At 75.7% G+C, this 13,957-nt stretch carries 11 protein-coding genes and 1 tRNA gene; 9 read left to right on the top strand and 3 right to left on the bottom strand.

Annotated features, from left to right (window positions below; genetic code table 11):
- The first annotated feature begins 67 nt into the window (after positions 1 to 67).
- The gene (locus B124_RS02160; RefSeq protein ID WP_496500873.1) at positions 68 to 673 is read left to right on the top strand and encodes a hypothetical protein; all 606 of its coding nucleotides are present in this window, start codon (positions 68 to 70) and stop codon (positions 671 to 673) included.
- Between the two features lie 23 nt (positions 674 to 696).
- Here the strand turns inward: B124_RS02160 and B124_RS02165 are convergent, their stop codons facing one another.
- Both B124_RS02165 and B124_RS02170 read right to left on the bottom strand, forming a co-directional pair.
- Entirely contained in the window at positions 697 to 1,515 is an 819-nt protein-coding gene (locus tag B124_RS02165; protein WP_496501026.1) for a spermidine synthase, read from the bottom strand.
- A 107-nt stretch (positions 1,516 to 1,622) separates the two neighbouring features.
- Positions 1,623 to 1,997, bottom strand: a complete 375-nt coding sequence (locus tag B124_RS02170) for a hypothetical protein (RefSeq protein ID WP_496500874.1) — start codon at positions 1,995 to 1,997, stop codon at positions 1,623 to 1,625.
- Positions 1,998 to 2,302: 305 nt separating this feature from the next.
- Between B124_RS02170 and B124_RS02175 the strand changes: the two genes are divergently transcribed.
- The 7 genes from B124_RS02175 to B124_RS02205 all read left to right on the top strand — a co-directional run bounded on the left by B124_RS02175 (position 2,303) and on the right by B124_RS02205 (position 10,259).
- A complete protein-coding gene (locus B124_RS02175; protein ID WP_496501027.1) occupies positions 2,303 to 3,637 on the top strand; it encodes an NsdA family TPR-like regulatory protein in 1,335 nt (444 codons plus the stop codon).
- Between the two features lie 180 nt (positions 3,638 to 3,817).
- Positions 3,818 to 4,879 (top strand): phosphatase PAP2 family protein, encoded by a 1,062-nt coding sequence (locus B124_RS02180; protein WP_496500875.1) that lies wholly within the window; start codon positions 3,818 to 3,820, stop codon positions 4,877 to 4,879.
- Between the two features lie 270 nt (positions 4,880 to 5,149).
- Entirely contained in the window at positions 5,150 to 6,445 is a 1,296-nt protein-coding gene (locus B124_RS02185; protein WP_496501028.1) for a hypothetical protein, read from the top strand.
- A gap of 5 nt (positions 6,446 to 6,450) precedes the next feature.
- The gene (locus B124_RS02190; RefSeq protein ID WP_496501029.1) at positions 6,451 to 7,989 is read left to right on the top strand and encodes a hypothetical protein; all 1,539 of its coding nucleotides are present in this window, start codon (positions 6,451 to 6,453) and stop codon (positions 7,987 to 7,989) included.
- Positions 7,990 to 8,029: 40 nt separating this feature from the next.
- Positions 8,030 to 9,424: an AAA domain-containing protein gene (locus B124_RS02195; RefSeq protein WP_496500876.1), complete on the top strand. Its 1,395-nt coding sequence runs from the start codon at positions 8,030 to 8,032 to the stop codon at positions 9,422 to 9,424.
- A gap of 109 nt (positions 9,425 to 9,533) precedes the next feature.
- Positions 9,534 to 9,914: a DUF8844 domain-containing protein gene (locus tag B124_RS02200; protein WP_496500877.1), complete on the top strand. Its 381-nt coding sequence runs from the start codon at positions 9,534 to 9,536 to the stop codon at positions 9,912 to 9,914.
- A gap of 271 nt (positions 9,915 to 10,185) precedes the next feature.
- Positions 10,186 to 10,259: transfer RNA gene (locus tag B124_RS02205), tRNA-Lys, on the top strand.
- A gap of 94 nt (positions 10,260 to 10,353) precedes the next feature.
- Here the strand turns inward: B124_RS02205 and B124_RS02210 are convergent.
- A complete protein-coding gene (locus tag B124_RS02210; RefSeq protein WP_496500878.1) occupies positions 10,354 to 11,712 on the bottom strand; it encodes a M6 family metalloprotease domain-containing protein in 1,359 nt (452 codons plus the stop codon).
- A gap of 446 nt (positions 11,713 to 12,158) precedes the next feature.
- Between B124_RS02210 and B124_RS02215 the strand changes: the two genes are divergently transcribed.
- The gene (locus tag B124_RS02215; RefSeq protein ID WP_496501030.1) at positions 12,159 to 13,928 is read left to right on the top strand and encodes a putative bifunctional diguanylate cyclase/phosphodiesterase; all 1,770 of its coding nucleotides are present in this window, start codon (positions 12,159 to 12,161) and stop codon (positions 13,926 to 13,928) included.
- Positions 13,929 to 13,957 lie beyond the last annotated feature (29 nt).

Here is a 13,957-nt window from a genome sequence, read left to right on the forward strand (position 1 = left end):
ACAACCGGCGGCGGGCGGTTCCGGCCGGTGTGCCCTCCGGCGGGGCGGTTGGGGCAGGATAGGGCTGATGCGTCGAAGGCTTGTGCACGCGCTCGCGTGGACCCTGACGACACTGGCGGCCGTGACCGTGTCGTGGTTCGGGGTCAGGCTGATGCTGGACAGCACCTCCGACCGGCCGCACACGGTGCCGCTGTCGGGCCGGGCGCCGTCGCCGGCCCAGCCGCCGCTGGTCGGCACGGCGACGGACCGGCCCGCACCGCCCTCCCCGACGCGGGCGTCGGAGACCCCGTCGGCGGCGGAGAGTTCGCAGGACCCGCCGGGGCGTACGGAGAGTCCGCGCGGCTCGGACAGCGCCGGAGAGAACGCGGGAGAGGGCGCTGACGGAAGCGCCGGAGCCGACGCCGGGGCCGCGGCGCAGCAGGACCTGCCGCCGGCGAGCGCGGCGGGGGACGTACAGACGTATCCGGTCCCCGGCGGGCGGGTGACCCTGGAGATGGCCGCGGACGCGGCGAAGTTGGTGTCGGCCGCGCCGGAGGCCGGGTGGCAGATGCAGACGTGGGAGCAGACGACGTGGATACGCGTCGACTTCGTCACGGACGGCCGGCGGACGTCGGTGATCTGCACCTGGCACGACAGCGCGCCGCGGGTGGAGACGAACGCGTACGCCACCTGACGGCCGCCGTGTACGCCTGCGCGCTACGTGAACACCTCCGGCGGCGGCGCGGGCGACTGCGTCGCGGTGGCGTCGGTCACCGGCCGGGCGCCGGCGGCGAAGTCCCTTAGCGCGCGGCCGTGTTCGACGCGGCCGGGCCGCGGGTCGGTGGCCGACCGGCGGGTCAGCTCGGCGACCGGCAGTGGGGCGGCAGAGGCGAGGAGCACCGCGTTGCCGAAGCGCCGGCCGCGCCAGACGGCGGGGGTGGCGATGACGCACAGCTCGGGGAAGACCGCGGCGGCGGTCGCGGTCTGGGCCCGCAGGTACGCCAGCGGCGGCCCGTCGGCGAGGTTCGCGGCGTAGACGCCGCCGGGGCGCAGCACCCTGCGCACCTCGCCCAGGAACTCCGTGGTCGTCAGGTGCGCGGGCGTGCGCGCGGCGCGGAAGACGTCGCCGGTGATCAGGTCCGCCCAGTCGTCCGGCACCCTGGCGAGCACCGCGCGGGCGTCTCCCTGCCGCACCCGGATCCGCGCCCGCTCGGGCAGCGGCAGTTCGGCGCGTATCAGCGCGGTGAGGCCGCCGTCGATCTCGACGGCCTGCTGGACGGAGCGGGGGCGGGTGGCGGCGACGTAGCGCGGGAGGGTCAGCGCGCCGCCGCCGAGGTGCAGCGCGTGCACGGGGCGGCCGGCGGGGGCGACGAGGTCGGCCGCGTGACCGAGGCGGCGCTGGTACTCGAACTCCAGGTGCGCGGGGTCGTCGAGGTCGACGTGGGACTGCGGGGCGCCGTCGAGGAGCAGCATCCAGGCCCGCGGGCGGTCGGGGTCGGGACGCAGTTCCGCGGTGCCGCCGTCCACGTCCACCACGACGGGGCTGCGCCCGCCGCGCGACCTCTGCCTGGCCACGCGCCCAGTATCCCCCGCCGCGGCCGGGGCCGCGCCCCGCGGGGGGCCGGCGGCGGGCGGGCCGGCGCTCAGAAGCGGTCGGCGGCCTCGATCGTCCGGGCCGCCTCGCACAGCGCCGCCGCCAGCAGCACCGGGTCGGTCACCGGCGCCGCCTCCTCGGGCGGCACCAGCCAGTACGTCCCGGCCACCGGCGGCGCACCGGCCCCGCGGTACAGCGTCGGGGTGCACGCACTGCCGGGCAGGTCCCAGCGGGCCGCCGTGCCCGGCGGCACGAGGAAGCCGAGGGTGTCGACCCCGCCGTCGTGCAGCACGGGCCCGACGGCCGTGCGCAGCCGGAGGATGTCGACCGCTTCGAGTCCGTGTCTGGCCGGGACGGTGACCAGGTCACACAGGTCCGCGGCGGGCCTCGTACCGACAGTGGCCTCCCCGCCGGTGTCCGGCACAGGAACCCCTCCTCATCCAGTCCCCGTCGTCGTTCCCCCGGTCCTCTGCACATCCAACGCCAGGATGCCGTCAACGGCACGGCACGAACTCGCCGCAAAGGATGGCGTTTTATAGCGGATCGGGGGCGCCGGGCCGCTCAGGTCGGCAGACTCTCCGTGGCGGCGCGCGCACCGCGGGTGCGATCGGGCCGGCGCGCGGCACCTGCGGTGGGCAGTGCAGTAGTTGCCGATCGGGCTGTCGCGGAACAGTAGTTGTCGAGCAGCATCAGGGAGGAACAGCCGACGTGGCTCCCCCACCCGACCGATTGCGCCCCAACGCCGCCTTCCGCGGGCTGCGCGGCAGCCGTTCGCCGGGCGAGTTCGCCGCCGCGGTGCGGCGGGCCGCACGGGAGATCGGCGAGCAGGTCTCGTGTGACGCGCGCTACGTGGGCCGCGTCGAGTCCGGCGAGATCCGGTGCCCGAATTACGCGTATGAGCGCGTATTTCTCTACATGTTCCCGGGCCGCTCGCTGAGCGATCTGGGGTTCGAGCCGCGGGCCGCGGTACGGGGCCGAGGGGCGCGCGGCAGCGTCGATGCGCCCCCACGTACATCGGTACGCCCTGCGCCCCCCGAAGAGCCGGCCACCCCCGCGGACGGCCCCCCGCCGCTGGCATCCTCCCCGCCGCTGCCGTCCTCCCCGCCGCTGGCATCCTCCCCGCCGCTGGCGTCCTTTCCGGCGCTCATGCCCGCCCGGGCCCGTACGCCCGAGTTCCCCGAGGCCGCCGTCGCCGAGGCGGTACGCCGCATCCGGCTGCACGACGACCGGCACGGCGCCGACGACCTCTACGCCCGCGCACGCTGCACCCTGCGCACCGCCCGCGCCCTGCTCCCCGAGACCGCCCTGCGCGCCGGCTCCGGCGCCGGGCACCTGCACACCGCGGCGGGCGAACTGGCCCTCTCGGTCGGCTGGCTGGCGCACGACTCCGGCCGCTGCGCCGACGCCCGCTCGCACTACGCCGAAGCCCTGGCCACCGCCCGGCTCGCCGACGACCCCGCCCTGGAGGCGCACGCCTTCTCCAACACCGCCTTCCTGGCCCGCGACACCGGCCGCGCCCACGAGGCCGTACGCGCCGCCCAGGCCGGCCACCGGGCCGCCGCCGCACTCGGCTCCGACCGGCTGCGCTCGCTGCTCGCCGCCCGCGAGGCCGGCGGCTGGGCGCTGCTCGGCGACCGTGCCGCGACCCGCGAGGCGCTGGCCGCAGCCCGCGACCTGTTCGCCCGGGGCGCGGCCGACGCGGGCCCGGAGTGGATGTCGTTCTACGGCGAGGCCGAACTGACCGGCCTGGAGGCGCAGTGCTGGGCGGCGCTCGGCGACCACCCGCGCGCCGTGGAGTGCGCCCGCCACGCCGTGCTGCGGCAGGACCCGCACTTCGCCCGCAACACCGCCCTGTTCACCGCGGAGCTGGCCACCTGCCTCGCCGCCGCCGGCCGGCCCGACGAGGCCGCCGCCGCGGGCGGCAGCGCGCTCGCGCTCCTGGCGGAGGTGCACTCGGCTCGGGTACGGGCCATGCTCGACGGCACGGCGGAGCGGCTGCGGCGCTGGTCGGGAAGCGCCGAGGTGGATGCGTTCCTGACGAATCTGCGGCTGATTTCCGCCTGATCCTGCCGTGCGGGGCAACCTTTCCGGATCATTCAGCGTCTTTCTGGCTCCCTCCACCGAACGGTGGCGGGTATATACACCGTGCAGTGGGCTGACGTACACCGTACGGTTGTCCGTGGGCCATGTGGTCCACGTGGGTGTCGGCCCGAAACGGGGAAGCGGAGACGGAGTGCCTGGACCATGCGACTGAGGCAGCGTTGGTGGACGGAGCTGTTGCTCGTCGTCGTGGTGTATGTGGCGTACTCGATGGGCCGGCTGCTCGCCCGCGGCGACGTGACCATGGCCGTCGACAACGGCCTCGCGCTGCTCGACATCGAGAAGACGCTGCACATCAACTTCGAGGACCCGCTCAACAGACTGTTCACCGCCCACGCGGCACTCGGCGTCCCCGCCGACTTCATCTACGCGTCCCTGCACTACCTCGTCACGCCCGTCGTCCTGGTGTGGGTCTGGCTCCGCCACCGCGTGCACTACCGGCGCTACCGTACCTGGCTGCTGCTCTCCACCGTCGCCGCCCTCATCGGCTTCATCCTCATGCCGACCTGCCCGCCGCGGCTGCTGGACCCGGCGTACGGGTTCGTCGACACGATGGCGCAGTACTCGTCCTACGGCTGGTGGGGCGGCGAGGCGAGCGCGCCGCGCGGGCTCGGCGGGCTGACCAACCAGTACGCGGCGATGCCGAGCCTGCACGTGGGCTGGGCCCTGTGGTGCGCGGTGGTGCTGTGGCGGCACGCGCCGTACACGCCGGTGCGGCTGCTGGGCGTCGCGTACCCGCTCGTCACCACCATCGTGGTCATGGGCACCGCCAACCACTACTTCCTCGACGCCGTCGCCGGCGCCGCCGTCATGGGCCTCGGCTGGCTGCTGCTCCGCCCGGCCCTGGGCACCGCGGACGGCATCCGCCGCCAGGTGTACCGCCTCGGCTCCCGCATCCGCAGCGGCGGCACGGCGGCGGGCACAGGCGCGGGCGTGGTCGCCGTGGGCGGCCCGCGGACCGACGACGCGGACCACGCGGACGACGCCGGAGAACCGGCGGACGACCGCGCCCCGGAGAAGGTCCGCACCGGAGCGGGCAGCGGCCCCCCGGGCGACACCCCGGACCCGCCCGCTATCCCGGGCCCGCGCGCCACGCGCGACAACCCCGCCCTGGGCGACCCGCCGACGCAGCCGGACGGCAGACGGGCACCGGCGGAGCAGCGCGGGGGCGCGGCCCAGGTGATGTGCCGGAGGCTGGCGTTCTGACGGCAGGCTGACACGGCAGGCGGCGGCGTACGCGCCTCGCACCGGCGCACGCGACGACGCGGCGCGGACGGGGCCGCCCGGCAGCGGGCCCCGGCAGCAGGCTCCCCGGGCCCCGGAGTATCGCCCCCGGCGGCCCGCCCCCGGCAGCCCGTCCCCGGCGTACCGCACGCCCCGCAGGCCGCACGCCGTACCGCGCCCGCCGCCGCCCCGGTGTCGGTGGGGCGTGCCAGACTGCGGCGCGTGGAACGTACGACCGCTACGGGCGACTTGATGACCCCCGCCGGCACCGGCGCCCGCCCCGCGGAGCGCGGGACCGCCGAGGCGCCGGCACCCTCGCTGCGCCACCGGCTGGACGCGCTGCGCGGCGCGGACGTGCAGCCGCGCGCCCTGGACGCGCGGGCGCTCGCCGCGCTGGCGGCCAACCCCGGGTGCCGCCGCCGGACGCTGCTGGACGGCGCCGGTATCGACAAGGGCGCGCTCGCCGAGGCGCTGGGCAGACCGGCGCCGTTCGGCCAGTCGCAGTTCGCGTTCGCCCGCGGCAACGCCTTCGAGGCCCGCATCACCGCCGACGACGGCGCCGAACTGCTGGCCCTCCTCGCCGAACGGACCGGCGAGACCCCGCCGGAACCCGCCGCGGTCCACGTCCCCGACCTCGCCGCCCCCGGCCCCCGCGGACGCACCGAACGCACGCGGCTGGCCATCGCCGAGGCGGTGGCGGCGGGCGGCTGGACGCTGCTGCGGCACCCGATGGTCAGCCTGGAGGCCGCGGGGGCACCGGTGTACCTGGAGCCGGACGCGGCGGTCATCAGGCCGGACGGGCGCTGCACGGTGGCCGAGATCAAGTCCTTCCCGATCCTCGACGGATCCGCCGACCCGGCGAAGGTCGGCGCCGCCGCCCGGCAGGCGGCGGTGTACGTGCTGGCGCTCCAGCCGCACTGCGAGGTCGACGACCACGTGCTGCTGGTGTGCCCCAAGGACTTCTCCAACCAGCCGGTCGCCGAACCCGTCGACGTACGCAGGCAACTGGCCGCCACCCGCCGCCAGCTCGCCCGCCTCACCCGCCTCGAAGCAATCGCCGCCGCCCTCCCGGCGGACCTCACCCTGGACGTCCGCCAGCCCCCGCAGCGCCTGACGGCGGCGGTGGAGGCGGTGGACGCCGCGTACGCCCCGGAGTGCCTGGCGGCCTGCGAGCTGGCGTTCCACTGCCGCTCCCGGGCCCGGGAGCGCGGCGACGTGACGGCGCTGGGCCGCGGCGTACGCAGCGAGCTGGGCGGCCTGCGCACGGTGGCGGAGGTCGTGACGGCGGCGTCGGCTCCGGGGACGGCCGGACCTGGAACCGCAGCACGGGCGGAGGGCCCGTCCCGGGGCGACGCCGAGCCCGGCCCGGGAGCGGCCACCACGCCCGCGACGGGGCGGGCACCGCACGACCCCGCAGGGGCGTCCCCGGAACCGGGCCCGGCTGCGGCGGACGGTCACGGTGCGGTGGATCCCGTTGTCGCGGCGTTGCGGCGGGCCGCGGCGCTGCGGGCGGAGGCCCTCGCCGCCGGTGGTCGGGGGGCCGCGTGAGTCTCATGGTCACCCTCGCCCGTGCGCAGGCCGTGGTCGCCGGGCGGGCCACCCCGCTCGCGACCGTGCGGCACCGCCACCTGTCCGACCGGCCGCTCGTCCTCGTGCCGATGACCGCCGCCGGCGAGGCCGCCGCCCCGCTCGGCGCGCTCGTCGGCCGCGACCGCGACCGGCCGCGCCTGCTGGTCGTACCGCAGCCGCGCGACCGCGACCTGCGGTTCGCGTTCCTCGCGGAGCTGGCGGCCGAGGTGCTGCCGTACGTCGAGTCGTTCGCCGACGACACCGAAGACGCCGCGGACGGCGCAGACGGCGGGCCCGGCGCCGGCGACGGCGACGGCGACGGCCCCGCCGCCGAGCCCTGCGCCGACGCCGCGCAGCTCCTCGTCCCCAGCCGCGCCGGCGTCGAGTACGTGCGCCTCCTCGGCCGCTCGATGCGCTTCCGCAGGACCGCCGAGGACGACCCCGACACCCCGCACCCCGCGCCCCCGCGCGTGCCGCTCCTCGGCCGCTGGCTGTCGCACTACGGCGAGCGGGCGCGCGTGCCCGGCGCCGCGCTCCTGCTCTCGGCCACCGAACTGCTCGCCCGGCACTGGGCCACCGGCCAGAGCACCGTCGAGGACCAGCATCTCGGCGCCCTGCTCGCCTGGATCACGGACGGCGCCGAAGCCGCGGAGCGCGCCGAGACCGGCCGCGACGCCGAGGGGCAACTGCTCGTGCCCCCGGCAGGACCCGCCACCGACCCCGCGTTCGACAACCGCCTCCTCGCCCCCGCCATGGCCCGCTTCGACCGCGCCCGCGCCGACGGCGACGCAGCCGCCGCGGCGGCTGCAGAAGATGCCGTCGCCCGGCTCGTGGAGAGCCGCCTGCGGCCCACGTGGGACGCGGTCTGGCAGGCGTACGACCTGCTGCGCGCCCTGCCCGAGGGCGCGCACGTGCCCAGCCGGTGGCTCGGCGACAGGTGGTCGTTCACCGCCCACCGCGACCGGCTGCGCGCCGGCGAGCCCCCGCAGCCGCGCCGCGACGACGCGGTGACCGCCGCCCGCAAGCTGGCCCAGCGCGAGCGCGCGCTCACCGAACTCGACGCCCAGGAGGCGCTGGACGACCCGCTGACGATGGCCGAGCGGCGGCTCGCGGGGCAGGCGTTCGTGTGCCGTACGGAGTCGGTGGAGATGGCGTACTCCGAAGGCCGCCGCCCGATGCCCCGCCCGCTGGTCACCGTCGTCACGGATGACGAACCCCACCTGGAGGACGGCGCCAAGGTCTACCGCGAGCTGCCCGGCGGACGCACACAGCGCGCGCTGGTCGCCGGGGTCGGACAGGGGCGGGTCACGGTGCAGTTGCAGGACGGGATGGGCCGCTCCCGCGCTCCCGCTGAGGGGTCGGTGCCGGAGCCGGGCGACGGGGCGGTGTGGACGCTGTTCGAGCACACGGCCCGCCGCGGTCCGGCGCTGCCGGAGCCGGAGGACACCCCGTGGACACACGGCAGCCCCGCGGGGCGGGCCGCGGAGGAGCCGGACCGGGTGACGGCGGAGGACTACCTGTGACGCACACCCTCGCAGGTGCCGCAGGAAGGAGCCTGCACTCATGACCGCGGAGCTGAAGACGGGCGCGCCCGGGCACGGAGCCGCGGTGCCCGACCCCGCCACGGCCGCCCGGCTCGCTACCGACGCCATCCTCCGCGACACCCTCGACGGCCACTCCCGCGGCGTCCTCGTCGACTCCCCGCCCGGCGCCGGCAAGTCCACCCTCGTCGTGCGCGCCGCCCGCGAGCTGGCCGCCGCCGGCCGCCGCCTCGTCCTCGTCGCCCAGACCAACGCGCAGGTCGACGACCTCGTCGACCGCCTCGCCCGCGAGCAGCCCGACCTCCCCGTCGGCCGGCTGCACAGCAGCGACCCCCGGCCCTACGACCCCGTACTCGACGGCCACGCGCACGTGCGTACCGCCACGAGCCTCACCGACCTCGCCGGCCTCGGCGTCATCGCCTCCACCGCCGCCAAGTGGGCCTACGTCGCCGCGGCCCGGGTCAAGCAGGGCGCCGACGCCGAGCCGTGGGAGCACGCCATCGTGGACGAGGCGTACCAGATGCGCTCCGACGCGCTGCTCTCGGTCGGCGGGCTCTTCGAACGCGCGCTGTTCGTGGGCGACCCCGGTCAGCTCGACCCGTTCAGCGCGGTCGGCGCCGAGCAGTGGTCGGGGCTGGCCTGGGACCCGGCGGCCAGCGCGGTGACGACGCTGCTGGCGCACCACCCGGGGCTGCCGCAGCACCGGCTGCCGGTGTCCTGGCGGCTCCCGGCGTCGGCCGCGCCGCTGGTGTCGCGGGCGTTCTACCCCTTCACGCCGTTCCGCAGCGGTACGGGCCCGGGCGAGCGGCGGCTGACGTTCGCCGCACCGTCGGACGGCTCGGGCGCCGACCGGGTGGTGGACGAGGCGGCGGCGAGCGGCTGGGGGCTGCTGGAGCTGCCCGCGGCGCACACGCCGCGGACCGACCCGGCGGCGGTGGCGGCGGTGGCGCAGGTCGTCCGGCGGCTGCTGGAGCGGCGCGGAACGACGGCGTCGGAGCGCGGCGAGGGCGAGCTGAGCGCGGACCGCGTCGCGGTGGGCACCGCCCACCGGGACCAGGCCGCGGCGGTACGGGCCGCGCTCGCGCGGGCGCTGCCCGGCGAGGCGGCGGGCGCGGTGACGGTGGACACGGCGAACCGGCTGCAGGGCATGGAGTTCGACGTCACGGTCGTGCTGCACCCGCTGTCCGGCCGCCCGGACGCGACGGCGTTCCACCTGGAGACCGGGCGGCTGTGCGTGCTCGCCTCGCGGCACCGGCACGCGTGCGTCGTGGTGTGCCGGGCGGGCGTGCCGGAGCTGCTGGACGAGCACCCGTCGACGGAGCCGGTGCAGCTCGGCGCGGTGGTGAAGTTCCCGGACGGCTGGGAGGCGCACCAGGCGGTGCTGGCACACCTGGCGGACCATCGGGTACGGGCATGAGAGCCGGCGCGGCACACGTCCGTACGGGCGGTCCTGCGGTGCAGTACGGGGGCGGGGTTGCGCGGCGGGGGAGAATGGGCGGTGGCCCAGAGGCAAGTGGAGGACCCCCATGACGGAGCCGGACCCGGCTCGACCAGGAAGGACGGAGCAGCCGCGCACGCCGCGGCGGCCTGCCGCGCTGCTCTTCGAACCACCGCTGGCGGAGCCGGACCCCGAGCACTTCTTCGGGCTGGAGTCGCTGGAGGACCCCCGCGAGCTGCTGGCCCGCGCCACGGACCTCACGCTGGCGTTCCGGGCGGCGACGGACCGGGCGATCGAGTACCAGGCGATGGCGGCGGCGCAGCTCGCAGACCCCAAGCGGTTCGACCGGCTGACGCCCGCGGCGATCGCGGAGCGGGCGGACTGGACGGAGGACTACGCGAAGCGGATGGTCGAGTTCGGGCGGGACCTGCTTGCGGGCGGCGGGACAGGGTCTCCGTCGGAGCCGTAGCCCGGGCACGGGCTGCCGCGGCGGGCGGGAGGGGGATCCCCGTACCCTCCCCCTACGCCCTGCGGGCGTGGGCGGTACCCCCACTTCCCGAAATCGGGGCTGCGCCCCGAGCCCCACCGGGGACTCCCCCCCAACCCCCCGCGGGGCTCCGCCCCAGCCCCCACGCCCTCCCTACCGAACCCCGCCCCCCGGCGTCCGGGCTTCCGTGGCGCTCCGGAATACCGATTTTCGATCTCAGGCGCCCGAGTGCTAAGGTCGTCCACGTCGACAGGCGCCGTTAGCTCAGTTGGTTAGAGCAGCTGACTCTTAATCAGCGGGTCCGGGGTTCGAGTCCCTGACGGCGTACAGCACGCAGGACCGTCGACCCGGGCGCTTTCGGATCTCCGAGAGCGCCCGGTCCGCGTTTCCGGCCGGGTTCCGGCGCCCGTGCAACCGCACGTCATCCGCGCGCCGCCCCCCGTACGATCCGTACGTCCCAGCCCCCGTCCGCCGTCCGTCCCGTCACCTCCACCCGCACGCCCTCCCGCCCGAGGGACAGGCTCTCGCCCTCCCCCAGCGGGGCGTCGGCGAGCGGCGGGTAGACGGACGTGTCGTGGCAGGCGCGGGAGCGTGGGTGGCCGTCGATGACCTCGACGGGGCCGGCGCCGGAGTCGGTGCCGGTGTGGACGCGGTAGACGAGGACCCCCTCGGTGCAGGCGTACCGGTCGTTCTCGTACCGGCCGCGGGCCTCGACGGCGATGGCGCCGGTGGCGCCGGTGGGCACGACGACCAGCCGGGTGTCGCGCCGCAGCGCCGCCGCCCCCTTGCCGTCTTCCGCCGCATCTCCCGTGTCTCCCGTACCTTGCGTGCCTCTGCGCCGTCGGACCTCCTCCGCATCGTTCTCCGCTTCCGCCTCCGTCGTCCCGCGCGGGGGCGTCCGCGGGCTCGCGGGGGCGGACAGCGGGTGCAGCGTGAAGCGGTCCGACCCGGGGTCGGCGGCGCAGCCGACCTGGTCGTCTCCCAGCCAGCCGAGTTTCCACTTGTGCCAGCCGAAGGGGTCGGGGGCCAGCCCGAACTGGCTGCCCATGAGGTCCCAGTCGCCGACGTGGGTGTCCCAGTCGGCCTTGCCGTCGACCGGGCGGTGGTAGAGGTCGGGGAGGTCGAAGACGTGGCCGGTCTCGTGCGCCAGGACATTGCGGTCGGGCGGGTGTTGCTCGAAGACGGTGACGATGCGGTGCAGATCAGTACCGTCCGCGCGCATCGGGGTTTCGAAATTGACCACCTTGGTGGCATCGGAGTCCACGCCGGGGGCATCCGGATCGGCGACAAGATAGACCACGTCGTAATCACGGAAGTTCACTTTTCGATCGGCCGCGGACACCGCGTCATTGAGGAATCTGCTGCGAGCCGCCGGATCCCAGTCGCGGGCGATGCCGTACGACAGGGAGTCCGACGGCATGCGTATCCAGCGCTCGCGCGCGTCGACCCGCAGCCGGAACTTGCCGTACGAGGCGCGCTCGAAGAACTCGGCGGTGGCCGGGAAGTGGTCCGCGGTCAGCGTGTCCGGGGAGGTCAGCGGCTCGGAATCGGGGAAGGAGAGATACACCATCACCGCGTCGAGACGCTTCTCGGGCCGCGGGTAGGCCGGGTCCCAGTCGGCGACTCCCTCGGAGTGGTGGGCGGCGGTGCGCTCCAGCGCACAGGGGTGGCCGGGCTGGGCGCCGACCGGGTCGGCGATGAGGGAAGTGGCCATGACGGCGGACAGCGAGGTGGCCACGGCGGCGGCCCGGTGCAACGCGCGCGACTGGTCCTGTTCCACAGGGGGTATGGATGGGTGGGCCACATCGACCTCATCGGCTCGGAAGAGTAGGGAACAAAGCCCACTTTGTTCGTGTTCGTTCCCGCCCGTCCTGTTCCAGTGCCCCACACGGGTGACTCCGGTGCTGGACGGGAGGGGAGATCAGGAGCATGTGCGGGTAACACAAAGTCACATCTGGTCATTCGCCCGGCAGGAGGCGGCCATGTGCGATCACTCCCGGCCCCATCCGGCTCAGCGCTTTCCGCGCCGTAGCGGCGTCACTGGATCGACACAGCCGGTAGCCCTATGATCGGGCACATTTCCAGCGCTGTGGCTCTGCAGCGGCGGAGCCGAGCGGTCCCCACGGGCGGGAGCGAGCGGTGAGCGTATCTCTCGAAGGGCCGGGCTACGGGTCCGGGACCTCACTCCAGGCGGTCACGGAACGTCACCTTCCCGCGGGCGCGCCCGTGGACGACTTCCGCGCCGCCTTCGACGGGGCACAGCTCGCGATGGCCGTCGTGGGCGGCGACGGGCTCGTCCGGGCCGCGAACAGCCGGATGCTGGAGCTGGTCGGCGCCGGCGAGGGCGGGCTGGCCGGCGCCTCGGCCGCGGAGCTGACCGGGCTGCGCGAGGAGCCGTGGAGCTGGGCCGGCTTCGTGGACGTGCTGCAGGGCAGGCGTGCCTCGCTGCGCTGTACGCGGCGGATGAAGGACGCGGGCGGGCGGTCGCTGTCGGTCGAGATGACCCTCACGCCGCTGTCCGGCGGGCGGGCGCTGCTGTCGCTGACGGACGTCACCGAGCAGCGCGAGCTGCGCGCGAAGCTGCGCCATCTGAAGATGCACGACCCGGTGACCCGGCTGCCGAACCGGGAGCTGTTCTTCGAGCGGCTCACCGGTGCCCTTCAGGAGGCCCGGCAGGCCGAGGAGCCCACGGCCGAGCACGGCGCCGCGGTCCGTGGCCGCGCGCAGGGCGGTTCGCGGTCGCGCTCGCGGGGGGCGGCGCCGGCGCCGGGTGCGCCCGGCCGCGTCGGACTCGCCTATCTCGACCTCGACGGCTTCAAGGCCGTCAACGACACCCTCGGCCACCGGGTGGGCGACCGCCTGCTCGCCGCCGTCGCCCGCCGGCTGGTGGCCTGCACCGCCGAGGCGGGCAAGGCCGAGAAGCACGGCATCACGGTCGCCCGGCTCGGCGGCGACGAGTTCGCGGTGCTGGTGGCCCGCTCCGCCGGTACGGAGCAGCTCGGCGAGCTGGCGCAGCAGCTCCTCGACGCGCTGCAGGAGCCGTTCGACCTCGCCGGGCAGCGGCTGGCGGTCTCGGCGAGCATCGGCGTCGTCGAGCGCGCGGCCAGCGGGCAGACGGCCACGGCGCTGATGCAGGCCGCCGACACCACGCTGTATTGGGCGAAGGCCGACGGCAAGGCCCGCTGGACCCTCTTCGACCCCGAGCGCAACGCCCACCGGATGACCCGGCAGGCGCTGTCCTCCACGCTGCGCCCGGCCATCGAGCGCGACGAGTTCACGCTCGACTACCAGCCGCTCATCGACCTCGGCGACGGCAGCGTGCGCGGCGTGGAGGCGCTGGTGCGCTGGCAGCACCCGAAGCTCGGCACGCTGACGCCGAATCGGTTCATCGGACTGGCTGAAGAGAACGGCGCGATCGTGCCGCTGGGCCGCTGGGTGCTCGCCACCGCCTGCCGCCGCGCGGCCGGCTGGCGCCGGCTGCGCCCCGGGGACCCGGTGTTCGTCAGCGTCAACGTCGCCGTGCGGCAGGTGTGGGACTCCGACCTGGTCGCCGACGTCGCGCAGATCCTCCAGGAGACGGGCCTGCCGCCGCGGCTGCTGCAGTTGGAGCTGACGGAGTCGGCCGTGATGGGCTCGGCGGGCCGGCCGCTGCAGGCGCTGCAGGAGCTGAGCGAGATGGGCGTGGGCATCGCGATCGACGACTTCGGCACCGGCTACTCCAACCTCGCGTACCTCAGCCGGCTGCCGGTGTCCGCGCTGAAGCTCGACGGATCGTTTGTCCGGGGCTTCAGCTCCGCGGAGCACCCGAGTCCGGCCGACGAGACGATCGTCGAGGCGCTGGTCGACCTGGCGCACCGGCTGGGCATCAGCGTCACCGCGGAGTGCGTGGAGAGCGGCGAGCAGGCCGAGCGGCTGCGCCGGATCGGCTGCGACACGGCGCAGGGCTGGTTCTACTCCCGGGCCGTGCCGGCAGAGCGGGTGGAGCGGCTGCTGTAGGACGGCCGGAGGGCGGCTCCCTCCGGCCG

This window comes from Streptomyces sp. CNP082 (genome assembly GCF_059570535.1).